Here is a 25155-nt window from a genome sequence, read left to right as displayed (position 1 = left end):
TCGAAAACCGTCCATTTCCGCCTCGATTTTTGCTCATTTTTCAGTTTCAAACCACAATATCTTGTGGTTATACAACCCTATTTCCCCTTATCACCACAATACGTCATCATTATCACCGTCTCCACATGTCCCCCCATCGGGAAGTTGTCAAACGCCCTGCCGCATTTTAACTCATAGCCCTGGCTGCAGAGATATTTTAAGTCACGGGCGAGCGTCGCGGAATCGCAGCTGACGTAAACCAGGCGCTTCGGGCGCATTTTTAAAATGGTATTGAGGCACTCTTCGTCACAGCCCTTGCGCGGAGGATCAACAACGATAACGTCCGCAAAAATTCCTTCTGTTTCGTATAAGTGCGGCAGCACTTCCTCCGCTTTTCCGACATAAAATTTCGCATTGTCGATGCCGTTGCGCACTGCATTCTGGCGCGCATCATCGATTGCCTGCGGGACGATTTCCACGCCATAGACCTGCTTCGCCTGGCGCGCCAGGAACAGGGAAATCGTGCCGATTCCACAGTAAAGATCCCAGACTGTCTCATTTCCGGTCAGTCCTGCATAAGAAAGCGCCTGACTGTAAATATTTTCCGTCTGAACCGGATTGACCTGATAAAAGGACTGGGGCGAAATTGTGAAAACAAGCCCGCCGATCGTGTCCTCAATGCGGTCTTTCCCGCGGATCGTCCGGGTTTTACTGCCCATAATCACATTGGTCCGCTCTGTATTGGAATTGACCGAAAAACTGGTCATTCCGGGCACCTTTTCAAACAGCCTGTCCGCAAGCTCCTGCTCCGCCGCAAACGAACTGCCGTTGAGAATCAGGCAAACCATAATCTGTCCTGTTGAAAAGCCTTTACGGATCAGGACATGGCGCAGCAATCCCTTTCCTGTCGTTTCATCGTATGCTGGAATTTTCTTTTCCGTACAAAAATCCAGCACAATATCCAAAACGATTTTGTTTTCCGCAACGCCGAGCGCACAGTCCCTGTTTTCAATAATCGTGTGTGTCCGTCCGGCATAAAAGCCCGCAATCAAACGACCATTTTTGTCCATTCCGACCGGAAACTGCGCCTTGTTGCGATAATGGAACGGATGCTCCATCCCGACCGGCGCTTCCATAATTTCCTCTACAAAATCCGGGGCAAAGCCGCCGATCCGGATCAGGTTGTTTTTGACCTTGCGGTCCTTAAAGGCGAGCTGCTTTTCATAGGAAACCGCCTGCAGCTGACAGCCGCCACACTGTCTCGCATACGCACAGACCGGCTCCACGCGGTCGGGCGACGGTTCCAACACTTCTTCCAGACGCGCAAAGGCATATCCCTTTTTCGGTTTTACGACTTTTGCACGCACCGTATCGCCCAGAACCGCGTCCTTGACAAACAGCGTATAACCATTGCCTGAAAGGGCACCGGAATCCTCCAGATGTCCGATGCCCTCTCCGTCTATTCCCATATCTGTAATTTTCACTGTAAAAATCTGATTTTTCTGTATATTCACGTCATCCTCCATGCTTCGGCAGCTGTGCTGTATTTTTACCGCTGCAGCTGCGTAGAATGCGCGCCGGTCGTGCTTTCTACGTCCGGCTATGCAAAACCTGCGCAGCTGCACTGCGTCCATTCCTTCGGCCAAGCCGTCTTAGTCCATCCGCGTCATGCGCAGATTGGATTCAAAGAACCGGTTGTAACCCAGCCATCCGGTTTCAGAAGTTCCCTCCAGAATCTCCGTAAAGGTTTCCAGCTTCGCATCTGCATTATCCGCCAGATTCAGTGCCATCGCTTCCATGAGCGCAGGCTTTTTGGGAGAACCGTATTCATATTCTCCGTGGTGCGCCAAAATGCAGTGTTTCAATTCCGAAGCAAGCACAGTCGGAAAGCCCGGGATCATCCGAATTTTGTCGCTGACCATCTCCGTTCCGATTACGATATGACCAAGCAGCTGTCCATCGTCCGTGTAATCGTTCTGCGGGAAAAGGGAAATTTCTTTTGTCTTGCCGATATCATGACACATCGCGGCAGCCAAAAGCAGATCCCTTTTTAACATCGGGTAGGATTTTGCAAAATAATCGCACAGCTTCACAACGCCAAGCGTGTGCTCCAGCAGACCGCCTACAAATCCATGATGTACGCTTTTCGCTGCGGAAGATTTTTTGAAGTTTGTAAGAAACGCCTCGTCTTTTACAAAGAACGCCTCCATCAGCTTTTTGAGCCATTCATTTTCCATGCTGTTAATATAGGAAAGCAGCTCCTGATACATCACGGAAATGTCCTTTTTGCTGACCGGAAGATAGTTGGCAGGCTCGTATTCGCCCTCGCGGCACAGGCGGATTCGTTTGATATTGATCTGGTTTGCGCCCTGAAAACAGGTCACATCGCCATAGACCTCAATATAATCCAGGCTGTCGAAATCATCGATGCCCGCACTGTTGGGATCCCAGATTTTGCCGTCTACCGTGCCGGTCTTATCCTGCAGGATGACGGTTTCATAAGGCTTACCATTCTTCGTCACAGCAGACTGTTTATGCTTACACAGATAAATATCGAATACTCTGTCGCCTTCTTTATAATCCTTAATAAATTTCATTTTCTTTTCCTCTTTTCCAAAAATCTCTATTCTGTTGAAAATGCTACGCAAAACCGAAAACGGCAGCCCTGTATCAAAAGCCTTTCGCTATCCTCTACGCCTTATTCCTGCAAAAGCACCTCAATCTCCATTTCCTGATATTCTTCCTGTCCCTGCCGCATCACAGTGACTGTCACCGTCGTGCCCGGCTCACAGGAAAGAAGCGCCGCATGGTAGTCCGCAAACGAAGTGATCTCTTCTCCTTCCATGCCAACGATTACGTCGCCGCTCTGGATTCCCGCTTTCATCGCGGGAGAATCCATTATGATTCCCGTCACATATGCACCGACCGGCACATGTTTTTCCAGATGGATTTCGTCCGGTACATCCGTCCCGGTAATGCCCATATGGGCGATTTTCTGACCATTCGACAGCTTGCCAACCGTCGTCAGCAGATCGGAAATGCCATATGCGCTGAGCACATCGGAGCTCTCTGCTTCCCCGGCGTGCACGATGCCGAGTACCTTTCCGGAAAGATTGATTAAAACGCCTCCGGTTCCCTGTAACCCCGTCATATCTGTCTTCAACAGGCGGACATTATGATCCGTAAGATTTTGATAATAATCTGCAGAAGTTACCATTCCGAAAATTATCGTTTCCGCACCCTGCGGACGTCCGATTGCAATCACCGGTACAGCCTGTACACTACTGCCGGAGCTTCCCATCGTCGCCGATCCGACATTTTTCCGGATATCCTCCGGAATATCCTCCAGCGCCACACTCAAAATGGCGAGTCCCGTTTCCTCATCCTTTCCTTTCAGTGAAGCGGACACACTCCGTCCGCTGTAAAAGGAAACCTCCAGTTCCTCCGCCTGACGGATGGCTGCCGCGTCCACAAGAATCAGCAGCTCCTTACCGTTATCCGCAACGATCAGCCCTGCCGTCTGTCCCTGGTTTTCATAAGTGTTATCAAACCAGTCCACATCCGACACCACACCGGTCACTGTTACCATCGAATGATCTGCAAATGTCTTCGCCACCGTATACATATTCCGGTACAGCTTCTGATAATCCCCGATTTCCAGCGCGACTTTTTCCACAACGGTCTGCAGCTCTGTCGTTGTCTCCGTTTCCGTCTCTTCTTCCAGAATCATATCCTCCGGACGCATCTCATCCTCGATATTTTCTTCCTTCAGCTCCACCTGCTGCGGCTCCTCCTCCGGATACAGCAGATTGGAAAATACCGGTTCCAGCACAAGGAAGGTCACACAGGCGATCAGCCCAAAAATCGCTGCCATGCTCGCCGTCAGCAACGTTTTTTTGAACAGCTTTCGGCGGTTCAGCGGTCGTTCTTTTACCTTTTCTTTGATAAACTCGATATCCTGATTCGTCAGATCCTGATTCGGTCTGTTATCCTCCATAAGTATCGGTTCCTTTCTGCCCGTTTGGGTACTTTTCAGTATACCTCATCTGCCCGCCTGCACACAAGTGCCGGAAAGACTTTTTCCGGGCGCAAAATTTTTCCCCGGTTTCTCTCTCTATATGGTATGATAGGAGTAGCCGCCTGTACCACAAGACAGCAGCATCAATCCTGTGTAATGATTCTGCTGTGCAGCATTTTATGGAACGAATATATGTGCCTTTTGGCACTGTGTTTTGAAAAACGAAAGGAACTACTATGAACGCGAAAGTTTTACGCGTATTGGAATATGATAAAGTCATTCATATGCTGGAGCAAAAAGCAACCTCGGACCCCGGACGACAGCTTTGCCGGGATCTCGTGCCCATGACCGATCTTGCGCAGATCGAACAGGCTCAGACCGAAACTGCAGATGCCCTGACCCGGATTTTCCAGAAGGGCAGCCTGAATTTCGGCAGCAATAAGCCCCTCGGCATGTGCCTGCGCTCCCTCGAAATCGGCAGCACCCTCTCCTCTGAAGAGCTGCTGCGCATCGCCGGTCTTTTGGAAAACACCGCCCGTGTCAAAAACTTCGGGCGCTCCGACAAGGACGAAGAACAGCAGGATTCCCTGACAGAATATTTTCACTGTCTCGAACCTCTCGCACCCCTTTCCAAAGAAATTCGCCGCTGCATCATCGATGTGGATGAAATTGCGGACGACGCCAGTCCTGCCCTCAAAAAAATCCGGCGGAGCATGGTATTAACCGGAGAAAAGATTCACAACCAATTAAACAGCATGGTAAACGGTTCCGTCAGAAACTATCTGCAGGATGCCGTGATTACCACCCGCGACGGACGCTACTGTATCCCCGTCAAGGCGGAATATAAAGGTCAGGTGCCCGGCATGGTGCACGACCAGTCCTCCACCGGCTCCACCTTTTTCATCGAACCCGCAGCCGTTGTCAGCTTAAACAATCAGCTGCGTGAGCTGGAAATCGAGGAGCAAAAGGAAATCGCCGTTATTCTGGCAAATTTGAGTGCCGAAGCAGGTGCACACACCCTTGAGATCGCAGAAAACCAGCGGATTATGACGCAGCTCGATTTCATCTTTGCAAAGGCTTCCCTTGCGATGGATCAGAATGCTTCCCGTCCGCTTTTCAATGACGAGCATATCGTTCGTATCCGTCAGGGACGACATCCGTTGCTTGACCGCAAAAAAGTCGTTCCGATCGACGTCGAGCTTGGCAAAAATTTCGATCTTCTCGTTATCACCGGTCCCAACACCGGCGGTAAAACCGTATGTTTAAAAACAGTCGGACTGTTCACGCTGATGGGGCAGGCAGGTCTGCACATTCCTGCCCTAGACCGCTCGCAGCTGTCCGTTTTTACAGAGGTTTTCGCAGATATCGGTGACGAACAGAGCATTGAACAGAGCTTGAGTACCTTTTCCTCCCACATGACCTCCATCGTCTCCATTCTGGCAAAGGCAGACGCAGATTCCCTGTGCCTGTTCGACGAGCTGGGGGCCGGAACCGACCCGACCGAGGGTGCGGCGCTGGCGATCGCAATCCTGAACTATCTGCATGACCGCGGTATCCGCACAATGGCGACCACACATTACAGCGAGCTGAAAATCTACGCTCTTTCCACAAATTTTGTAGAAAATGCCTGCTGTGAATTCGATGTGGAAACGCTGCGTCCGACCTACCGACTGCTGATCGGCATTCCCGGAAAGAGCAACGCCTTTGCAATTTCCAAAAAGCTCGGTCTTTCCGACGAAATCATCGAAGCTGCCAAAGAGCAGATCGACGAACAGGACGTCAGCTTTGAAGACGTTATTTCCGATCTGGAAAAGAGCCGCGTTACAATTGAAAAAGAACGCCGCGAAATCGAAGATTACAAAAAAGAAATCGAAGCCCTCCGGCATAAGCTGCAGGAGAAAAACGATAAAATCGACCAGACGCGGGACCGTATCCTGCGCGAAGCGAATGAAAAAGCGCGGGATATTCTGCGTGAAGCAAAGGACACCGCAGACGAAACGATCCGCATTTTCCAGAAAGCCGGTCCCGGCGCTTCCATGAAAGATCTGGAACAGGCGCGTCAGAAGCTGCGCAGCAACATCGACGACAAAAACAGCAAGCTTTCCGTCGCTGCAAAGGACAAGCCCAAAGCTCCGGCGTTAAAGCCCGAACAGCTCAAAAAAGGCGATGCCGTGCGCATTGTTTCCATGGGGCTCAAGGGTACGGTCAGCAGCCTGCCTGATGCAAAGGGCAACCTCTTCGTACAGTGCGGCATCATGCGCACCTCCACGAACATAAAAGACCTTGTCCGCATCGAGGAAGCGACAATTACCACACCTACGATGTCCAAAACAAATACCGGCAAGCTCCGGATGTCCAAGTCCTTCTCCGTTTCCCCTGAGATCAATCTGCTGGGCAAAACGGTAGACGAAGCCCTCGCCGCCCTCGATAAATATCTGGACGACGCTTATCTGGCACATCTGGAAAACGTCCGCGTCGTACATGGCAAGGGGACCGGTGCCCTGCGCAAGGCCATCCAGCAGCATTTAAAGCGCATCAAATATGTCAAATCCTTCCGACAGGGCGAATACGGCGAAGGCGATGCCGGCGTAACGATTGTAGAATTTAAAAAATAATCCGCAGGACGGCAATCATCTGCCGCCTTTGCAGAAAGGAATAACGAGGTTCATTATGGTAAATAAACAGAAAATTCTGATTGTTGACGACGATGCCAATATCGCCGAACTCATTTCGCTGTACCTGACCAAGGAATGCTTTGATACGATGATCGTGGAGGACGGGGAATCCGCCCTCCGCGCTGTGGATACCTTCGCGCCGAACCTGATTCTGCTCGATCTGATGCTCCCCGGCATCGACGGCTATCAGGTCTGCCGTGAAGTCCGCAGCAGTTCCTCTGTTCCCATCATCATGCTGTCCGCCAAAGGCGAAATTTTTGACAAGGTGCTCGGTCTGGAGCTTGGTGCGGATGATTACATGGAAAAGCCCTTCGACTCCAAGGAGCTTGTCGCAAGAGTCAAAGCGGTGCTGCGCCGCTACAAGCCAGCTGCTGCCGTTCCGGCAAAGCCTGCTGTGGAATGTGTCGAATATCCCGATCTGACAATCAATAAAACCAATTATTCCGTTATGTATATGGGGAAAAATGTCGATATGCCGCCAAAGGAGCTGGAGCTTCTCTATTTTCTGGCAGCTTCGCCCAACCACGTTTTTTCCAGAGAACAGCTTCTGGATCAGATCTGGGGCTATGAATACATTGGCGACACCCGCACGGTAGACGTACACATCAAGCGTCTGCGCGAAAAGATCAAGGATCATGCAAACTGGAAAATCGCCACGATCTGGGGAATCGGCTACAAATTCGAGGTAAGATGACATGCGCAAAACCCTGTATCTGAAATTTGTACTCGGCTACCTGATCTTCGGATTTTTCGGATTTTTAGTCGTAGCAACGTTCGTTTCCAGTATGACGCTGGAGCATCTGAAACGGGAAAAGGCGGACTCCCTTTATAAAGAAGCTACTCTGATCGCAAATACCTACGCTTCCGACTTATACAGCAGCAATGTTTCCCTCGAGGAGGTCAAAAAACAGCTGGATGCGCTCAGCACCTACCTGTCCTCCCAAATCTGGATCATTAATCCATCCGGACGTATTATCATGACAACGGAAACACCGCTGGATGTGAATCATGAATCTCGCGTGGAAAATTTTGACTCGACCATCACCGCCGGTTCCTTTTATACGGTTGGTGACTTTTTCGGCTGCTTTCAGGAGGAAATGCTCAGTGTATTTGCGCCCATCACTTCCAATTTTAAAGTGCAGGGCTATGTTGTCATCCATATCCCCATGGCAAATATTCGGGCTTCCAGCGAAAGCCTGCTGAATATTTCCTATATTATGCTCGTGATTTTTTTCCTGCTGTCGCTGATCATTCTGATTTTCTTTACAGAAATGGTCTATCTGCCGCTGCGCAAGATCACAGCAGCCACCGAGCAGTACGCGGCAGGCAATCTGCATTATGAATTTCAGGTAGACAGTGAGGATGAGATCGGTTATCTGGCTGCCTCCCTGTCTCTCATGGCAAGTGAGATCGCACGCGCCGAGGATAACCAGAAAAAATTCATCGCCAACGTTTCTCACGACTTCCGCTCTCCGCTGACTTCAATCAAAGGGTATCTGGAGGCGATGCTGGATGGAACGATCCCGCCAGAGCTCCACGAAAAATATCTCGGCATCGTCTTAAACGAGACGGAACGCCTGACAAAGCTGACCAACAGCCTGCTGACCTTAAACAACCTGAATATGAAGGGCATGATCCTGGAAAAATCTGTTTTCGATTTAAATTCGGTCATTCGCTCTACTGCCGCTTCCTTCGAAGGAACCTGCCAGCAGAAGCATATCGGCATCGAGCTGCTTTTAACCGGCGACCGTATGCCCGTTCTCGCCGACAAAAGCAAAATCGAGCAGGTCTTATACAACCTGCTCGACAACGCGATTAAATTTTCCCACCCAGACTCTGCGATTCGCATCGAGACAAACGAAAAGCATGGAAAGGTTTTTGTCTCCGTCAAGGACAGTGGTATCGGAATCCCGAAGGACAGCCTGCGGCTGATCTTCGATCGTTTCTACAAGACCGACCTTTCCCGCGGCAAAGACAAAAAGGGAACCGGACTGGGACTTTCCATTACAAAAGAAATTATCCAGGCGCACAACGAAAATATCAACGTCATCAGCACCGAGGGCGTCGGGAGCGAGTTTATCTTCTCCCTGCCCGTGCAGGACAACGAAGCGTAGGGCGGGCTGCCTTACGCTTTCCAGTGCAGCCGGTGCAGTTCTCCGCCTTCCTGTAACCCTACGAAATGATTCTGGCGCAGCGCTTCATACAAAACGATCGCTACGGAGTTGGACAGGTTCAGGGAACGGATATCCTGTCCCATCGGAATGCGGATACAGCTCTTTTCATACTCCACAAGGATTTCCTCCGGGATTCCGGCACTCTCCTTGCCGAACATAATATAATCGTCCGGTCCGATCTTTACATCGCTGTAAACCTGATGCGCTTTCGTCGTCGCCATCCAGAGCTTCGGTGCGTCCGGCTCGCCGCTTACAAGCGTCGGATTTTTTTCCAGAAAGTCCGCAAAATTGATGTAGCGGCGCACATCCAGCAGATTCCAGTAATCCATGCCTGCGCGCTTTAACTGCTTCTCACTCAAAGAAAAGCCCAGCGGCTCAATCAGATGCAGAACCGTCCCGGTCGCAACGCAGGTTCTTCCGATATTTCCCGTATTCGCCGGGATTTCCGGCTGATGCAATACGATGTTCAACATATCTTAATCATTCCTTTTCCGCTTTCAGTTTTTTTACAAAATGCGACAGCCGCCCGATCGCAACTTTCAGATTTTCCAGGGAATAAGCGTAGGAAATACGGATGTAGCCCTCGCCGCTGTCCCCAAACGCCGTGCCCGGCACGACTGCAACCTTTTCTTCCTGCAGAAAACGCGTCGCAAACTCATCGCTGGTCATGCCGAATTCCTTGATACAGGGGAACACATAAAACGCGCCGTAAGGCTCGAAGCAGGGCAGCCCCATTTCTGCAAAGGCATGCAGCAGATAGCGTCTGCGCTGATTGTACTGTTCGCGCATTTCCGCTACATCGTCATCGCCGTTTTTCAGCGCCTCTACCGCCGCATACTGGCTCGTCGTAGGAGCACACATAATCGCAAACTGATGGATTTTGAGCATCTGTTTTAAAATCACTTCCGGTCCGCAGGCATAGCCCAGACGCCATCCGGTCATTGCATATGCCTTGGAAAATCCGTTGATCAGAACCGTCCGCTCCCGCATCCCCGGAATCTGTGTGATGGAAACCGGATTGCCTTTATAGGTCAGCTCACTGTAAATTTCATCCGATATCACAAACAGATCTTTTTCTTCCACGATCTTTGCAATCACTTCCAAATCTTCCCGTTCCATGATCGCACCGGTCGGATTGTTCGGATAGGGCAAAATCAGAATTTTCGTCTTTTCTGTGATTGCATCCAGAAGTTCCTGTGCCGTCAGGCGGAACTCGTTTTCCGCTTTCAACGGGATGATGACCGGCTTCGCACCTGCAAGCACGGCGCACGGCTCATAGGAAACATAGGACGGCTGTGGAATCAGCACCTCGTCTCCCGGATTTACCATCGCACGCAGTGCAATATCGATGGCCTCGGAGCCACCGACTGTAATCATGATTTCATGCAGCGGATCATAGGACACCTGATAGCGGCGTCTCAAATAATGCGCAATTTCCTCCCTCAGCTGCTTCAAGCCGGCATTGGAGGTGTAAAAGGTACGTCCCTTTTCCAGAGAATAAATGCCCTCGTCGCGGATGTGCCACGGAGTATCGAAGTCCGGCTCGCCGACACCCAGGGAAATCGCATCCTCCATTTCGCTGACGATATCGAAAAATTTCCGGATTCCGGACGGTTTAATCGTAACGATTGTATCAGAAAGGGGATTTCTCATGGCGTAATCATCTCCCTCTGATCCTCGCATTTGCGGGTCAGGATCGTTCCGTGATCCTTATATTTTTTCAGGATAAAATGGGTCGCTGTGCTCAAAATGCTGTCCAGCGTGGAAAGCTTATCCGAAACGAACGCGGAAACTTCTTTCAGGGATTTGCCCTCCAGTGTTACGAGCAGATCGAAACCGCCGGAGATCAGGTACACTGCATGTACCTCCGGGTACTTGTAAATCCGCTCCGCGATGCTGTCAAAGCCCTGACCGCGCTGGGGTGTTACGCGAACCTCAATCAGCGCGGAAACCTTTTCGATGCTTGTTTTTTCCCAATCAATCAGTGTATGATAGCCGCAGATAATGCCCTCTGCTTCCATCGCTGCCATTTCGTTTACCACGTCAATTTCCTCTACGCCGAGGATGACTGCCAGCTCTTTTAAATCGATCCGGCTGTTTTTCTCAATAATTTTTAATAATTCTTCTCTCATTTTTTCTTCCGTTCCTGCCGGATATCCGGCAACTGTTCTACTACTCCATCCGATAAATCGCGTCCGTATTCGCCGGTTCTAAAAATCTTCGTTCCTCTCCGTTGACAATCACGCGATCGTTGTCCGCCGACAAAAATCCGATCACCGCCGCCGGGATTTTCTGCTGCTGCAGCTGCTCTGCCAGCATCTCGCCCTGATCAGTCACAAACAGCAGACTGCCGTTTCCGGACAGCTCATAAGGATTGACGTCCAGCTCATTACAGATTTCTACCGTTTCCTGTCGGATGGGAAGCTTCTTTAAAGATACCTCCAGTCCGGTCCCGGCCTGCTCTGCCAGTGTCCAGAGTGCATGGAATACACCGCCTTCCGATACTGCACAGGCAAGTCCGACGCCGGACTTACCGGCGACTGCAGCCTCCGGTAAAATCGAAAAGTGCTGTTCCAGCTGTGCTACGTCGTCCAGAAGCTGCGCAGGATAGCGCTTCAAAAGGGCTTCCCGGTATGTTTTTTCCAGGCGGACAGTTCCTGCCAGTCCCGCCCATTTCGTCATTACAATCTGCTGACCGGCGCGCGCCGACAGCGCAGCGCCTGCAGGCGCAGTCCACACTTCTACAAGCGCCTCTGCTGTCGCAACAGGCGCAATGACTGCACCGGACACATGCACTTTCACATCCGCGAGCGTAACCTGCAGCTTCTGCGCTGCTTCCTGCGCTGCGACAGTCATCTTCTGCAGCTCCTGCTCTTGACAGTCTGCCGGAAGCATCAGCTGCATGGACACCATGCGCACCTTTGCTTCTCCTTTTCCCACTGCTGCCGCTGCTGCGCGGTTTACTGCCTCATAAACGCAAAGTTTGGCTCCCTCTGCTCCGGACCAAACAGACAGACTCTGCGCCGTAATCCACAGCTGCTTCGCTTTTTCCGGCGCTTTATCCACATTTTCAGACGTGAGAAAGGCGCAGCCTTCCCCATACTCTGCGCCTTTCACCCCTATGCCGTTTGTTTCTATTTTTCGATGAACGCTGCGTTTATAAACGGTTCCCGTTACGTTCCCTGTTTTCATAAGCTTTTCTCCATTCCGAATACCATCGTATCAAAGCATTGCAGAGCCGGACCTCCAGCCCGGCTCTGCCATCCGCTCTGCTTTAGGATCCGGTGCTTAGTTTCCCGCCGCTGCGTCCTGCTGCGCCTGGGCAGCCTGCGCCTGAGCCTCTGCGATCGCCTGCAGCTGCTCCGGTGTCAATGCCGCCGCTGCTGCCTGCTGCGCTTTGATATTGGAAATGGTCGCTTTGACCGTATCAATGCTGCTGGTCGCAATGGCCGCCTGCATCTGGCTGGTCGCATTCGGATCCGGAGAAGCAATTCCAACGGTTGCCGTTCTGGGGCTCATCTTGTAGTTGCTGCTGTTGACCTGCTCCCGGCTGACTTCCACACCGTTTTCCTTTACAATCTTCCAGAGTCTTGCCTTGTAGCCAATATGTGCGCTGCTGACGCTGATGACGCCGATAGGCTGGGAAGCGTCCGCTATGATCTGATCCGCTTCCGGAACCTTTTTCTCAACCACTTCACTCTCATAAGCTACGGTGCGGTTTTTTGCTCTCGTCTCTACACCATAGATCGTAAATGTAATCTTTTTATCAGCCGTATGTCCATCGATATAAATCGGATAATCCGTATTATTCACAAATACAAAATCCTTGCCGGAGGATTCTGCAATCGCCGCATCTGCAGACGGATCTACATAGGTTACGATCATGGAATGATTGTGACGTTCTGTCACTTCCAGCTCTGCCCGCAGAACCGCATTGTACAGCGTCGTAGATACCTGACAGATACCGCCGCCGATGCTGTCTACCACCTTGCCGTTCAAATAAGAACCCGCCATCTCGTAACCATTTTCGGTGGAGAAGGGCTTCACTGTATTATAGGTAGAAAACGTATCGCCGGGATACAAAGTTGTTCCGTTGATCAGGCTGCAGCCATTTGCAACGTTTTTGCTGCGGGACGCCCCGGAGGTCGAATAGCTTGTCGTAAATGTTCCGAGCACATCTTTTACCTTCGCAAGCTCTTCTGTTTTTCCCTTGGGCTCATCCACTGCCATTACGAGGGCAACGTTTCCGTTTTCCCCTTTGACCCAGGAGCCCGTAAGATAATCGTAGATCGCAGCTACGGACGCATTTTCATCTACCACATATCCGGTCTGTCCATCTTCGATCTGAAAGGATCCGTCAACCCGTGTCAGGTGCGCATCGATCGCTTCCACATTAAATTTACTGCAGCGCTCCGTCACAGCCTGACGAATCGCTTCTTTATCAAAATCCAGAACAACGGGGTAATTCTTTCCTTTATTCTGCAGATCTTTTTCTGCCTTATAGCGCGCTACGATATTTCCCTTTTTTCCAAGGGACACTGCTTCCGAAACAAGCTCCGGGTTTTTCCAGGAAATTCCCAGCTCAGAAAGGCTGATAGATACACTCTGTCCATCCTGCGCCTGCAGCTGCACCTGCGCCTGCCCGAGTTCGTTCACATAGCTCTGAACCGCTCCCTGCGCCTGTTCCTGTGTCATCCCGGAAAGATCCATGCCATCCGCCGAAATCCCGGTCTGGATGGTATCATTCGGTGCTGCGTATACAGTCTTTCCTGCCACCGCCGTGCACGCAAACACGCACACCAGCATGGCTGCCGTCATCAGTACGGTTTTCATTCGATTCATTTTAAAATTCCTTTCTATGCCGCTTATAAAAACGACAGCAATGTAGGAACAATCATCGACAGCACCAGAATAAGAATGATGATCGACGATATAATTTTCTGTGTCTTTTTCTTTCTGAAATTCATGCTCTGCTCCTTTATCCGCAAACTGCCTTATAACATCTGACAAATAGCATCAAAGCACCATCTTCCATGGCTGCGCTTCCACACATTATAAAGCACTTCCCTCACTTTTGCAAGCTTCCATATGCCGCAAGAATCCGGTCGATCTGACGGCTTGCCTCGTTTTTCGTCAGCATGGAAACGTCGTAATCCGGCGTCAGCTGATGCAGCGCAAGAAGCTTTGTCAGACGTTCCTTCTGAGCCTTCGTCGCAGGCGATTCGCGTTTTACCTTGCAAATCAACGGAACCGGCTCAAAATCCTTTGCCCGGTCCGGGTCTGTTCCATAAAGCTCCAGCAGTTTTTCATATAAAATATGCGTTGCCCTCGCGTCCTCCAGCGCCCGATGCGCCTGAATCGGAATTTCGAAATGTTCGCACAGGGCGGATAGTCTTCTGCTCGGAAGCTCCGACAAAAACTGTCTGGAAAGCTTCAGGGTATCCACGCCGCTCCGTTCAAAATCCAGCCGCATATTCACCGCCGCGCGCTTCAAAAATCCATAATCGAACAAAATCCGATGTCCCACAAGGGGCAGATCTCCGGCAAACTCCAGAAAGGCAGGCAAAACGCTTTCCATCGTCTCTGCCTCATCTACCTGCTCCTGTAAAATCCCGGTCAGCTCTGTGATATGCGCAGGCAATATGCGCCCCGGATTGACAAAGGATGTAAAGCTTTCGACAATCTGTCCGTCCCGGACGCGCACTGCCCCGATTTCTATAATTTTATCCTGCTTCGGCGCAAGCCCGGTCGTTTCCACATCTACGCTCACATATTCTTTCACTTCTTTTTCCTGCTCTCCTTTTTTTGACGGTTCTGATAATCCTTACACCATTCCGTCAGAAAACATTCCCCGCATTTCGGCGTCGGCGCCTTGCAGATGGTCCGCCCCAGCGTGATGATCTGAATATTGTACAAAATCAAATGATCCTTCGGTAATACCTTCATCAGCTCATATTCCACTTTTTCCGGGTCATCCTCTTTTGTCAGCCCCAGCTTTTTGGAAATCCGCTTCACATGGGTATCCACCACAACGCTTGGCTCGTGGAAAATATTGCCGCGGATAACATTTGCCGTCTTGCGTCCGACTCCCGGCAGCGCCGTCAGCTCCTCCAGCCCGGAGGGGACCTCGCCGCCATGCAGTGCCATCAGCCTCTGACAGCAGGCAATGATATTTTTCGCTTTATTATGATAAAAACCGGTCGGACGGATATCCTGCTCCAGCTCTTTTAAATCCGCCTCCGCAAAGGCTTCGACCGACGGATATTTCACAAACAGATCTTTCGTGACAATGTTGACCCGTGCGTCGGTGCACTGCGCGCTCAGCATCGTCGCGATCAAAAGCTGCCACGCGTTTTCATGGTTGAGGTAGCAGATATATTCTCTCCCGTAGTGGGCGTCGAGCTGATCCAAAATGGCTTTCGTGTGTGCGTTCAATCGGCGGCCCCCTTTCCTGTCGTAGCGACTGCTTCTGCGTCCGCGGCGGTCGCCTGTCCGGCTGTCGGTTTTGCGTCCGCAGCGGTCGGCAGCTCTACCACCGCTGTTCTCGCATTGTCCGTCAGGCGATCCCGGTTCTGATAATCGAATAAAATTGCCGTTTTCGTCTCCGGAACCTCGCCTCTTTTCAACATACTGATCAGCTCCCACGCCTTTTTCTGTACCGGCCAGGAAAATACCTCCAGATGGGTCATGCGCTGCAGCTGCTTTGCGTGATATTCCTCATACCCCGGCAGATATGTGCGGTTTTTCTCTTCTTCCTGATAAAACTCGACGATCTGATCATGATACGGTTTTTCGTCCAATGCAAATGCCGGTCGGCTCTTCGCATTTTCCCGCAGATACAAATCATACACCGCCAGCTCCCGGTATAACTCCATTCCATCCGGGTCTTCCTGCTGTGCAAACTCCAAAAGCACCTGGTAGCGGTAAGCTCTGGCAGGCGTATGGACAAAATATCCTTTTTCATGATAAAAATCAGCCAATTTATCATACATTGCAAAGGGATTTTCAAAGCGGCTCTGCAGAACCGGAATCAAATGTGTGAACTGATTGCTGTTATAATACAGCTCCACCATTTCCTCCACCCGCTTTAACCGGATGATATCCCCATAGCTCAGCCATTTTGTATACAAGACCTCATAGGGCGGACAGCTCTGGTACACGATCCCATAGGTCTGTGCCATTTCTTCCAGATAGGAGCCTTTTAATACCTTCAGAAATCCGAGCTGCAGCTGCTGTGGCCTCATGCTGTATACATCATTAAAGGACCGGATAAAGCTTCCCATATCTTCATAAGGAAGTCCTGCGATCAGATCCAGGTGCACATGAATATTATATTCGGAATGGATCCGTACCACTGCATGCCGCAGCTTATCCAGATTTGTATGCCGTCTGACCGCTTCAAGGGTTTGCAGATTCGTGGACTGCACACCGATTTCCAGCTGAACCAGACCGGGGCGCATTTTTGCCAGAAGCGCCAGCTCTTCTCCGTTCAGCAGATCTGCCGAGATCTCAAAATGGAAATTCGTAATTCCATTATCGTGCTCTTGAATATATTTCCAGATTTCCATTGCGTGCTGATGATTACAGTTGAAGGTTCTGTCAATAAATTTCACCTGCGGAACCTTTTGATCAAGGAAAAACTGCAGCTCCTCCTTCACCAGTGCCAGATCTCTCAGGCGTACCCGTTTGTCAATCGAGGACAGACAGTAACCACACCGAAACGGACATCCGCGGCTGGATTCATAATAAACGATCCGATTGACAAAATCCTTCATATCCTTATAAAAAAACGGGATCTCACTGATATTGGTCAGGGAACGCTCCTTTGTCCGCACAAGCTCCCCGGTGATCGGATCTCGATAAACAATACCTGCAATACTGTCCAGTCCGGCCTGTTTGATTGCTCCCGGCCAGAATGCCACAATCTGCAGCTGCTGCTGTTCCGAATACCGTCCGCTGCTCTTTTTTTCATAAAAGGTCAAAAGCTCTGAAAACGTCACCTCGCCCTCGCCGACCATGATGCCGGTCAGAAACGGGAATTGCTCCAGAACCTCCTCCGCATGATAGGATACCTCCGGACCGCCCAGCCAGATGGGCAGCTCAGGACGCACCTGATGCAGCTCGGAAATGACCTCCTGCATCATTTTCCAATTCCAGATATAACAGGAAAAAGCCACTGCCTCCGGCTTTCTCTCATAAAGATCGGCAAGGATTTCCTCCACCGTCTGATTGATCGTATACTCGGCAAGCTCCACCTGTGCCGCGGCTTCCGGATGGTATTTTTCCGCATAGGCCCGCAGACTGTAAAGCGCCGGATTGGAATGAATATATTTTGCGTTCAGTGCCGCCAGTAAAAACTTCATCTATAAAACCTTCTTTCGTCAAATGCCTGTTTGATTTCGGTAAACATAATACCACAAATCCGTTTGCTGTGCATCAACATCCACAACAAAATGCACGCGCTGCAAGCATTCTGTTCCCACGAAAAAAGGGCTTGCCGCACGTTAGTACGACAGCCCTTTCCTTTCGCTTGTGTTTATTATACCTGCTGCAGGTCTTTCTATATAGTGCACAGCAATATATCGTGAGCATAGCTCACTCAATAGCTTCGCCGTTCGCGATGAGCAGGCTTCGCCTGTTCCCGCTCTCTTGCGCTCATTATATCACGAGCCCGCGCTGACGCGCTTTATCGCCTGCTACGCAGGCTGCTCGTTCTCTAATGGCACAAGAAAAACAAATGCCGCCTTCGGCGTCGCTTGTTTTTCTTTTGTGCTCATTATATCACATTTGCAGACTTGTGCACAAAGTCATGCATTTAAGCGGTCAATAAACCGTTCGAATCCTTTTCTTCCGTCCTCCGTGCATTTATAAACGCCTGCGTCCTCCAGAACCTGCATGAACACCAGTCCAATCTCCTGCTGCACAATTTCATGGATATTTTCGGCATTTACCTCGCTGTGTCTGGTCAAAAATTCCTCCGCCCAGTCCGCGTGAGCTGCAAGCACCTCGTTTTGCCGAAGATCAGCCCCGCAAAGGATCGCTTCTTCCAGCTCTGCCATCTCTTTTTTCAGACGGGCAGGAAGTACTGCAAGTCCCATTACTTCGATCAAACCGATGTTTTCCTTTTTGATGTGGTGTAGGTTTGCATGGGGATGGAACACACCAAGGGGATGCTCTTTCGTGGTGATATTATTGCGCAGAACCAGATCCAGCTCATAATGATCGCCACGTTTTCTAGCGATAGGCGTGATCGTGTTGTGCTTCTCCCCCTCTGTCTCTGCAAAGATAAAGGAGGCCTCATCACTGTAGCTGCGCCATGCATCCAGGATCACATCCGCCAGGGCGATCAGCCGCTCTGTATCCGGACCGGAAATTCGGATTACGGACATCGGCCAGTTTACAATTCCTGCCTGTACATCTTCAAAGCCTTTGACCGTAACCCTTTTTTCGACCGGTGCTTTTGCCATCGGGAACTCATATCTGCCGCCCTGAAAATGATCATGGCTCAAAATCGAACCGCCGACGATCGGCAGATCCGCATTGGAGCCGAGCATATAATGAGGAAACTGTTTTACAAAGTCAAACAGCTTCACAAAGGTATTGTGCTCGATTTTCATCGGGGTGTGCTGGCCATTAAACACGATGCAGTGCTCATTATAATACACATAGGGAGAATACTGAAATCCCCATCTGCTGCCGTTGATCGTCAACGGAATGATCCGGTGATTCTGACGTGCCGGATGATTGATACGACCTGCATAACCCTCGTTTTCCACACAAAGCAGACATTTCGGATAACCGCCCTGCTTTGCCAGCCTTGCCGCCGCAATCGCTTTGGGGTCTTTTTCCGGCTTGGACAGATTGATCGTAATATCCAGATCGCCGTATTTCGTTGGCGTTACCCACTTTTCATCCCGGCAAACACGGTATCTTCGAATATAGTCCGTGTCCTGACTGAATTTATAAAAGAAATTCGTCGCTGCTTCCGGGGACTTTTCATATTCCTCATGAAACCGGCGGATGATCTCGCTGGGACGCCCTACCAGACAGCTCATGATCTTTGTGTCAAACAGATCCCGATAAACGATACCATCCTCCTGCAGGATCCCGTTTTCCACCGCATAATCCATCATTTCCGTCAGAAGATCCGGCAGCCTTTTGACCGACTCTTCTTCTGTCTGTTCTATCTTTTCCCCGAATCCATAGGGATAATCTTCTATCTGGAACAGCTCCAGCAGCCGGTTTGTCGTATAAATTTCATCCTCTGCAGATACCAGACCTGTCAAAAGTCCATACTGCACCAGTTCACGGATTTTATCCTGAATCATTGCCCTGATTGCCTGCCTTTCTTATAATACTACCGGACCGTCACCGATCTCTACCACATAAAAATCTGCCGTGTAACCGATTTTTTCCAGATAAGCCTTTCCAACCTGCTCCTGAAAGGCCTCGATTGCTTCATCCTTTACGATGCTGACCGTACAGCCGCCAAAGCCAGCACCGGTCATTCTGGAACCGATGACACCGTCTACCTTCCAGGCTTCCTCTACCAGCGTATCCAGCTCAATGCCGGTTACTTCATAATCATCCCGCAGGGAAACGTGGGACGCATTCATCAGCTTGCCAAACTCTGTGATATTGTTTGCTTTCAGCGCTGCAACTGCCTTGATCGTGCGCTGATTCTCATAAACCGCATGACGCGCACGCTTTACTCTGACGGGATCCTTGATGGCAGACTTGTAGGTTTCAAACTGCTCCTCCGACAGATCCCCCAGCGACTCGATGCCGATCACCTGCTGCAGCTCTGCCAGAGCCGCTTCGCACTCGCTTCTTCTTTCATTATATTTAGAATCGCCCAGACCGCGCTTTTTATTGCTGCAGGAAATCACAAGCTTCGCGCCCTCCAGCTGAATCGGCGCATACTCAAATTCCATCGTCGCAGTATCCAGGAAAATCGCATGATCCTTTTTGCCCATCGCGATTGCGAACTGATCCATAATGCCGCAGTTTACACCGTTAAACTTGTTCTCGGAAAACTGACCGATCAGCGCCAGATCCTGATTGGAAACCTCAAAACCATACTGATCGCGCAGGATATAGCCTGTCAGAACCTCGACCGATGCGGAAGAAGACAGCCCGGAGCCGTTCGGAATATTGCCAAACAGCAGCAAATCCATACCGTTTGTCACTTCCACCCCCTTCTCGCCAAATGCCCACATCACACCCTTGGGATAATTCGTCCAGTCCGCTTCCTTCTCCGGCTTCAAGCCCTCAACGCTCGACTCGATCACACCCAGCTGCTCGAAATTCATCGAATAAAACCGCAGCTTCTTATCCTCACGCCTGCGTGCCACACCATAAGTACCGATCGTCAGTGCACACGGAAAAACATGACCGCCGTTATAGTCGGTATGTTCTCCGATCAGATTCACTCTACCCGGCGCAAAATAAACCTTCGCACCGTCTGTTCCTCCAAAAAGTTCCCCAAATTTTGCTAAAAGCTGATCTTTCATCATAACCTCCCATTCCGCAGGCGCTTCGCGCCGGAGGAACCGCGAGCAGAACATCCGGTTCTGCTCTGCGATCATGGCTGCTTTGTGACGCCTGCGGCACAAACAGCCGTTTGAAGAATGAGCGACCACGCTTATTCTTCAAACTGACCTCCCATAAAATAATCTCAAACACAGGGCTCTCGCCCCTCCTGTAATTATCATACCATACCCCTTCCGTCCTGCCACCCCCAATTGTTAACAAGAACAGTCAAATTGTTGCATAACAATGAGCAGTGCCACCGGAAGGAAACCGACGGATGCGGGAAGCTTGCTCACCGGCAGACGCCGGCTTCCTCCTGGTGATGCGTCGAATGCCGCCAATCCGGTGAATGCGCAGCATTTACCGGATTGCAGCGCTGCGGACTTCCCCGCTCCCCAAGCCCTCCCAACTCCCTTCCGCCCTCCACTGCCCCGTCAGGCAACGCCTGACGTTTTCCCGCCAACATCCCATCGCCTCTCACTCCCCTTTCACCCCTCCGCCCTCCACCGCCCCGTCAGACGTTTTCCCATCACAACCTGCCTCCCTCACTTTTTGTAGTATAAAAAATCGCCACCCGTTTCCGAATGACGATTTTTCATCCACTATTTTTTTTTAACAGCCATCCAAAACATGATCCCCACACTCACCCAAACCATTACTTTTCCTTTTCTATTTTATTCCGGATTTCATCCAGATATTTTCCCAAAAATCCCGGCATATTCACTCCCAGCCGTTGAATATTTTCAAGAATAGACAGCAATTCCGTAATCGACAGCCATATCGTTATCAACATTCCAAAATTCACTTTATCACTGACTTCAATTCCTACAAACGCGCCAAAATTTCCTATCAATTCCCTGTTGTGAAGTTACAAATTCCATTTTCTTTTCTCCTCGTTTGATCTATTTTACATGCAAATGTCCTTCTCGTTCCTTATGTGCACCTTTATAGAAGAAGAAAGAAAACCAGTTAATGACAAACTACAACATAATAATGGGAAGCTTATCACAATCATGTGACAGGCTCCCCATTGATATCAATGTCTTTATTGCTATCGCTTCACTATTTTCACTCAACCCGAATGATCGCCACCGTCTCCGCATTTACCAATCTGCAAGCCCTATGGTGCTTCATCTGGCGAAGGATAGACCATGACTTCCGGTATTGTGGTTTTTTTCGTCCGAAGAAGACCTGCAATTGTCCCATTCTCCCTCTGATACAGATCCATCTCCGAAATCACAAGAAGCTCTCTTCCATCCCGGATGATTTTCTGTGCATGAAGCGCTTCTTCTTCAGAAAGTGTGAGTATCGTGATAGGAGAAGCATCTCCGGTGCAGACCATCACGGCGGCATGAAGCCTCATGCATCATACCGGCATCCGCACATTCTCTACTTACTTATTTAAGGCTCACACCTCAACAACCATTCCGTCCAGCTTCTGCGAAAAGCCATCCTCAAACACCATTACCACCAGTCCCTGAAATTCTTCCAAAACATGCTCCACCAGAAATCTTGCCGTTGCAGAATCCACCCGATCCGCCACACCATCCAGAAACAGCACATCCGCATCCTGATAAAGTCCCCGTGCGATCCCGACTCTTTTTCTCTGCCCACCGGACAGGTTCTCTCCCTTTTTTCCACACCGCTTGAGCAGTCCATCCTCAAAGGTTTTCACATCCTCGACCAGAGCTGTTTTTTCCAGAATGCCATTCATTTTTACATCCTCAATCCGCCCTCCCATAGAAATATTTTCCAAAAGAGAGTCATCGAATAAAACCGGCTCACTCGGTACATAGACGCATTTTTTATCCTTCAATTCTCTGTCGCATACGGAAAATAATGTGCGCAGCGCTTCGCTGCTCTTTTCGCCTTTTAAAATCACGATTTCTTTTTCCGCCGCATGGAACGTTTTCTTTCCACCGCCTGCACAGATTAAAAAATCATATCCGTCTTTTTCCCTGACAAAGCCTGCACCATCTGTCTCCTGAAGCAAAAATCCAAGGCGTTCCAGCGATGCGTTCGTCTGCTTCTTTCTTTTTACCAGATTTCCGATCGCATCCGGCAGATATGCCAGAAACGCATAGTAATAGTCAAACATGACAAATTCGCCAACCGAAAAGATTCCGTTCATCATAAACGGCAATGCAATCAGTAAAATAATGCCCAATGCCATATTCGAAGAATTGCCGGAAATACTGCCCAGCAGGCTGTCAAAAATTCTGTCCCGAATCTCGCTTTTCGATCTCTCCTGACATTTTCTCTCATACGCGGAAATCACCCGTTCCCGGTTTCCGATCATATAAAAATACTCGGTGTTTTCAAAAAAGTTATTCAGAAAACTCGTCACTTCTTTTGTGTTTTTCCGGGAATTCGTCCGGTATAAGAAAATATTCTTGCCAAGAACTTTTACCAGAAAAACCGTCAAAGCGGTCGGGAACAGGCTTACAGCTGCAAAGATCGGGTTGATAAAAAACATCACGATTAATATCGAAACGGATAATACGATTTTGGGAACCTGATAATAAAATTCCAAAAAGAAATTTACGACGTCCTCGCATTCATTCCGGTAATAATTTAAAACTGCGCCGTCTGTCTCCCGCGCCGGATTCAGCGATTCCCTCAACACATAGTTTAACAATACACTTTTTACGTTGTATCTCGCCTTGGTTTTCCATTTTTCCACAAAAGCGGAATTGACCTGTTTTACACAATTGATGATCAGTGGAACCATCACGTTGATCAAGATTAAAATGTTTAGGGAATAGATTCCAAGTGTGACGTCTTTTCCTTCAATCACGTTAAAAATGTCTTTTTTTGCAATACCGCTCATTAAAAAACTGAACGTATAAGTGATCGTTTCGACCGCTATCACAAGTAGTCCAAAAGCCTTTATGTCTTTCGTGAAAGCCCGATATAGTTCTCTCTTTTTCATTTTCATAATTTGTCCCTCTCGATTCTCAGCAGGTTTCTACCTGTATCCGACTTTCTTCCATATGTATCTTTTTGTGGAATTTCAAGGCACTCCTGTTTTTATGGGACACCATGATAATCGTAGAATCCGTAAATTCCTTTTCAAGGAGCGTATCAATCGTCGTGAGGATTTTATCGTCTATGGAAGCGTCGAATTCATCAACCAGCAAAATACGGGGCTTTGCAATTAATGCTGCCGTCCATGCCAAAATCTGCGCCTCATTTACCGTAAAATCTTCCGGTTTGATGGTATCTTCCAGACCGATTTTCGTCTCTTCCATCCACTGATCCATATGGGTGATTTTCAGCGCCAGCTCAACCGACTGCTTCTCGTAATTGTCGTAAAACCGCACCAGATTGTTCAGCAGCGTATCTTCGATAATCGGATAAAACTGGGAAATATAGAAAACATTTTCCACATATTTTCTCCGGTTAAACTCCCGGATTTCTTTTCCACCGATCAGAATTTTGCCGCAGTCCGGTACATACAGTCCTGCAATCAGATGCAAAATAGTGCTCTTTCCGCAGCCTGTCCTTCCCTCGATCAGCACATTTTCATTCGAGCCGATCGTAAACGATATATCTGACAAAACCCTCGACTGATTGTAGCCAAAAGAAACGTCCGAAAACACAATCTCATTGCCGCTAAATTCTGCAGCTTTTTCGTTTTGATCCTCCTGGGATTCCATTTCAAATATGGAATTCACTCTTTTTAGAGCAGCAAGCGACATCGGCATCTGCGCAAACTGATATTTTAAATGAAAAAACGGCATGTTCAATAAGCCGACATAACTCGTCAGCAAATACAGTTCTCCAATTGACAATCTGCCACGATTTAACAGCTGGACTCCGATCAGCAGTGCAATGCCTTCCGCAACATTTAGCAGGGAGAAAAACACCGTCGCCGGCAAATTTCCCCAGAAGGACGCCTTTACCTGTTTTTGCTCAAACTCTGCAAAATCCTTATGGAACCGCTCATGGATATAAGCTTCTTTGCCAATTCCTTTTACATCTGCCGCAGCATACACATCTTCGGAAAACTCTCCAAACAGCTTTGTTTCACTCACTCGCGCATCGTTCCATAATGCAGAAAGGCTCTTCTGGGTTCCGATAAAAATGACAAATATCAGAACCGCTATCACACAAAAAATTCCGCCGAGAATCAGCGACTTTGTCAGGAATACAACCAGGATTCCCACTATCATAAATGAGCTGCTCATGATGTCGATCAGCATATTGGAAAAGAATCCAACCATAACGTTGACGTCGCCTTCGATCTTCTCAAAAAAGTCTCCGGTTTTCGACATTTTATGCTGGGAGACGGAAAACTGGAATAATTTTTTCAACAACTCTTTCCGGATTTCATCGCAGACGCTCCTGCCCATTTTTTCGCTTAAATAAGAATTTAAAACTGTTGCAAATCCTTTTACGACCACAACTGCCAAAAAGAACAGAATAAATGCAACAAGCCATGTAATTGTCTGTTTCCCCAGACCGTCTATGATCTTGCTGAGTATGCCTGGCAGCCCCAAAGAGATCACTGTCTCCAAAATCAGCGAAATTAAAATGCCAAAAACAAACCGTTTCCTGGTTCGAAAGATCTGCAATAATGTGTCACTCAATATTTTCTTTTTCATTGTAGTTTACCCCTGTTATTACCCCGTTGATAGATTTCTCTTTTTCAAACAATAGAATGCAATACAAACTCCCGATGCTTTGATACTCACCCTTCCAATCTATAACTCGCTCTGCGCGAACGTACTGTTGTCACCAATCAACTGCCTGCGCGAATTATCTGCCTCCCCAC

The 25155-nt window shown here is 49.3% G+C and carries 21 protein-coding genes; 3 read left to right on the top strand and 18 right to left on the bottom strand.

The window, feature by feature from the left end:
- Window positions 1-77 precede the first annotated feature (77 nt).
- The 3 genes from rlmD to ACLTOQ_RS07930 form a co-directional block, all read right to left on the bottom strand.
- On the bottom strand, window positions 78-1487 hold the full coding sequence (rlmD, locus tag ACLTOQ_RS07940) for a 23S rRNA (uracil(1939)-C(5))-methyltransferase RlmD (RefSeq protein WP_412319232.1): 1410 nt from the start codon (window positions 1485-1487) through the stop codon (window positions 78-80).
- Window positions 1488-1631: 144 nt separating this feature from the next.
- Entirely contained in the window at window positions 1632-2576 is a 945-nt protein-coding gene (locus tag ACLTOQ_RS07935; RefSeq protein WP_118763339.1) for a 3'-5' exoribonuclease YhaM family protein, read from the bottom strand.
- Window positions 2577-2677: 101 nt separating this feature from the next.
- Entirely contained in the window at window positions 2678-3976 is a 1299-nt protein-coding gene (locus ACLTOQ_RS07930) for a S1C family serine protease (RefSeq protein WP_412319213.1), read from the bottom strand.
- A gap of 257 nt (window positions 3977-4233) precedes the next feature.
- Between ACLTOQ_RS07930 and ACLTOQ_RS07925 the strand changes: the two genes are divergently transcribed.
- From ACLTOQ_RS07925 to ACLTOQ_RS07915, 3 genes are read left to right on the top strand one after another with little or no spacing between them, the layout of a single operon-like run.
- Complete coding sequence (locus ACLTOQ_RS07925; RefSeq protein ID WP_021915667.1) at window positions 4234-6612, top strand: endonuclease MutS2; 2379 nt, start codon at window positions 4234-4236, stop codon at window positions 6610-6612.
- Window positions 6613-6667: 55 nt separating this feature from the next.
- Window positions 6668-7366, top strand: coding sequence for a response regulator transcription factor (locus tag ACLTOQ_RS07920; RefSeq protein ID WP_021915666.1), 699 nt, complete (start codon window positions 6668-6670; stop codon window positions 7364-7366).
- A gap of 1 nt (window position 7367) precedes the next feature.
- Window positions 7368-8786, top strand: coding sequence for a sensor histidine kinase (locus ACLTOQ_RS07915; protein WP_021915665.1), 1419 nt, complete (start codon window positions 7368-7370; stop codon window positions 8784-8786).
- Window positions 8787-8797: 11 nt separating this feature from the next.
- Here ACLTOQ_RS07915 and ACLTOQ_RS07910 read toward each other — a convergent pair whose 3' ends face one another.
- From ACLTOQ_RS07910 to ACLTOQ_RS07840, 15 genes are all read right to left on the bottom strand, one after another.
- The gene (locus ACLTOQ_RS07910) at window positions 8798-9319 is read right to left on the bottom strand and encodes a tRNA (cytidine(34)-2'-O)-methyltransferase (protein ID WP_337562112.1); all 522 of its coding nucleotides are present in this window, start codon (window positions 9317-9319) and stop codon (window positions 8798-8800) included.
- A 7-nt stretch (window positions 9320-9326) separates the two neighbouring features.
- Window positions 9327-10499, bottom strand: a complete 1173-nt coding sequence (locus tag ACLTOQ_RS07905; RefSeq protein WP_349173196.1) for an aminotransferase class I/II-fold pyridoxal phosphate-dependent enzyme — start codon at window positions 10497-10499, stop codon at window positions 9327-9329.
- Window positions 10496-10978, bottom strand: coding sequence for an Lrp/AsnC family transcriptional regulator (locus tag ACLTOQ_RS07900; RefSeq protein WP_021915662.1), 483 nt, complete (start codon window positions 10976-10978; stop codon window positions 10496-10498). The genes ACLTOQ_RS07905 and ACLTOQ_RS07900 overlap by 4 nt, the downstream gene beginning before the upstream one ends.
- A 40-nt stretch (window positions 10979-11018) precedes the next feature.
- On the bottom strand, window positions 11019-12038 hold the full coding sequence (locus ACLTOQ_RS07895; protein ID WP_412319212.1) for an AIR synthase-related protein: 1020 nt from the start codon (window positions 12036-12038) through the stop codon (window positions 11019-11021).
- A 96-nt stretch (window positions 12039-12134) separates the two neighbouring features.
- Window positions 12135-13688, bottom strand: coding sequence for a VanW family protein (locus ACLTOQ_RS07890; RefSeq protein WP_412287479.1), 1554 nt, complete (start codon window positions 13686-13688; stop codon window positions 12135-12137).
- A gap of 226 nt (window positions 13689-13914) precedes the next feature.
- Window positions 13915-14628: a PolC-type DNA polymerase III gene (locus ACLTOQ_RS07885; RefSeq protein WP_337427139.1), complete on the bottom strand. Its 714-nt coding sequence runs from the start codon at window positions 14626-14628 to the stop codon at window positions 13915-13917.
- Window positions 14625-15281, bottom strand: a complete 657-nt coding sequence (nth, locus tag ACLTOQ_RS07880; RefSeq protein ID WP_412319211.1) for an endonuclease III — start codon at window positions 15279-15281, stop codon at window positions 14625-14627. Before nth ends, ACLTOQ_RS07885 begins: the two co-directional genes overlap by 4 nt.
- Window positions 15278-17209, bottom strand: coding sequence for a B12-binding domain-containing radical SAM protein (locus ACLTOQ_RS07875; protein ID WP_412319210.1), 1932 nt, complete (start codon window positions 17207-17209; stop codon window positions 15278-15280). Before ACLTOQ_RS07875 ends, nth begins: the two co-directional genes overlap by 4 nt.
- A gap of 444 nt (window positions 17210-17653) precedes the next feature.
- Window positions 17654-19174, bottom strand: coding sequence for a UDP-glucose--hexose-1-phosphate uridylyltransferase (gene galT / locus ACLTOQ_RS07870; protein ID WP_412319209.1), 1521 nt, complete (start codon window positions 19172-19174; stop codon window positions 17654-17656).
- 21 nt (window positions 19175-19195) lie between these two features.
- Complete coding sequence (locus tag ACLTOQ_RS07865; protein WP_412319208.1) at window positions 19196-20359, bottom strand: galactokinase; 1164 nt, start codon at window positions 20357-20359, stop codon at window positions 19196-19198.
- Between the two features lie 311 nt (window positions 20360-20670).
- Window positions 20671-20844: a hypothetical protein gene (locus ACLTOQ_RS07860; protein WP_412319207.1), complete on the bottom strand. Its 174-nt coding sequence runs from the start codon at window positions 20842-20844 to the stop codon at window positions 20671-20673.
- A gap of 189 nt (window positions 20845-21033) precedes the next feature.
- The gene (locus tag ACLTOQ_RS07855; RefSeq protein ID WP_412319206.1) at window positions 21034-21171 is read right to left on the bottom strand and encodes a phage holin family protein; all 138 of its coding nucleotides are present in this window, start codon (window positions 21169-21171) and stop codon (window positions 21034-21036) included.
- A gap of 327 nt (window positions 21172-21498) precedes the next feature.
- Entirely contained in the window at window positions 21499-21741 is a 243-nt protein-coding gene (locus ACLTOQ_RS07850; protein WP_412319205.1) for a hypothetical protein, read from the bottom strand.
- Between the two features lie 45 nt (window positions 21742-21786).
- On the bottom strand, window positions 21787-23316 hold the full coding sequence (locus ACLTOQ_RS07845; RefSeq protein WP_412319204.1) for an ABC transporter transmembrane domain-containing protein: 1530 nt from the start codon (window positions 23314-23316) through the stop codon (window positions 21787-21789).
- A gap of 19 nt (window positions 23317-23335) precedes the next feature.
- Entirely contained in the window at window positions 23336-24985 is a 1650-nt protein-coding gene (locus tag ACLTOQ_RS07840) for an ABC transporter ATP-binding protein (protein ID WP_412319203.1), read from the bottom strand.
- Window positions 24986-25155: the final 170 nt, after the last annotated feature.

It is taken from the genome of Gallintestinimicrobium sp., assembly GCF_046968865.1.
In the GTDB taxonomy this organism is placed as follows: domain Bacteria; phylum Bacillota; class Clostridia; order Lachnospirales; family Lachnospiraceae; genus Gallintestinimicrobium; species Gallintestinimicrobium propionicum.
The sequence above is the reverse complement of the archived record's forward strand: the minus strand, read 5'-3'. Positions and strand labels throughout refer to the sequence as shown.

What these genes read in the sequence shown, in the direction of transcription:
- galT (WP_412319209.1), bottom strand. Translation starts at nt 19,174, where the DNA reads ATGATTCAGGATAAAATCCGTGAACTGGTGCAGTATGGACTTTTGACA.
- ACLTOQ_RS07855 (WP_412319206.1), bottom strand. Translation starts at nt 21,171, where the DNA reads ATGTTGATAACGATATGGCTGTCGATTACGGAATTGCTGTCTATTCTT.
- ACLTOQ_RS07875 (WP_412319210.1), bottom strand. Translation starts at nt 17,209, where the DNA reads ATGAAGTTTTTACTGGCGGCACTGAACGCAAAATATATTCATTCCAAT.
- ACLTOQ_RS07925 (WP_021915667.1), top strand. Translation starts at nt 4,234, where the DNA reads ATGAACGCGAAAGTTTTACGCGTATTGGAATATGATAAAGTCATTCAT.
- ACLTOQ_RS07930 (WP_412319213.1), bottom strand. Translation starts at nt 3,976, where the DNA reads ATGGAGGATAACAGACCGAATCAGGATCTGACGAATCAGGATATCGAG.
- ACLTOQ_RS07935 (WP_118763339.1), bottom strand. Translation starts at nt 2,576, where the DNA reads ATGAAATTTATTAAGGATTATAAAGAAGGCGACAGAGTATTCGATATT.
- ACLTOQ_RS07910 (WP_337562112.1), bottom strand. Translation starts at nt 9,319, where the DNA reads ATGTTGAACATCGTATTGCATCAGCCGGAAATCCCGGCGAATACGGGA.
- ACLTOQ_RS07920 (WP_021915666.1), top strand. Translation starts at nt 6,668, where the DNA reads ATGGTAAATAAACAGAAAATTCTGATTGTTGACGACGATGCCAATATC.
- ACLTOQ_RS07865 (WP_412319208.1), bottom strand. Translation starts at nt 20,359, where the DNA reads ATGAAAGATCAGCTTTTAGCAAAATTTGGGGAACTTTTTGGAGGAACA.
- ACLTOQ_RS07845 (WP_412319204.1), bottom strand. Translation starts at nt 23,316, where the DNA reads ATGAAAATGAAAAAGAGAGAACTATATCGGGCTTTCACGAAAGACATA.
- ACLTOQ_RS07860 (WP_412319207.1), bottom strand. Translation starts at nt 20,844, where the DNA reads ATGTTGGCGGGAAAACGTCAGGCGTTGCCTGACGGGGCAGTGGAGGGC.
- ACLTOQ_RS07905 (WP_349173196.1), bottom strand. Translation starts at nt 10,499, where the DNA reads ATGAGAAATCCCCTTTCTGATACAATCGTTACGATTAAACCGTCCGGA.
- ACLTOQ_RS07900 (WP_021915662.1), bottom strand. Translation starts at nt 10,978, where the DNA reads ATGAGAGAAGAATTATTAAAAATTATTGAGAAAAACAGCCGGATCGAT.
- ACLTOQ_RS07915 (WP_021915665.1), top strand. Translation starts at nt 7,368, where the DNA reads ATGCGCAAAACCCTGTATCTGAAATTTGTACTCGGCTACCTGATCTTC.
- ACLTOQ_RS07890 (WP_412287479.1), bottom strand. Translation starts at nt 13,688, where the DNA reads ATGAATCGAATGAAAACCGTACTGATGACGGCAGCCATGCTGGTGTGC.
- ACLTOQ_RS07895 (WP_412319212.1), bottom strand. Translation starts at nt 12,038, where the DNA reads ATGAAAACAGGGAACGTAACGGGAACCGTTTATAAACGCAGCGTTCAT.
- ACLTOQ_RS07840 (WP_412319203.1), bottom strand. Translation starts at nt 24,985, where the DNA reads ATGAAAAAGAAAATATTGAGTGACACATTATTGCAGATCTTTCGAACC.
- ACLTOQ_RS07850 (WP_412319205.1), bottom strand. Translation starts at nt 21,741, where the DNA reads ATGAGGCTTCATGCCGCCGTGATGGTCTGCACCGGAGATGCTTCTCCT.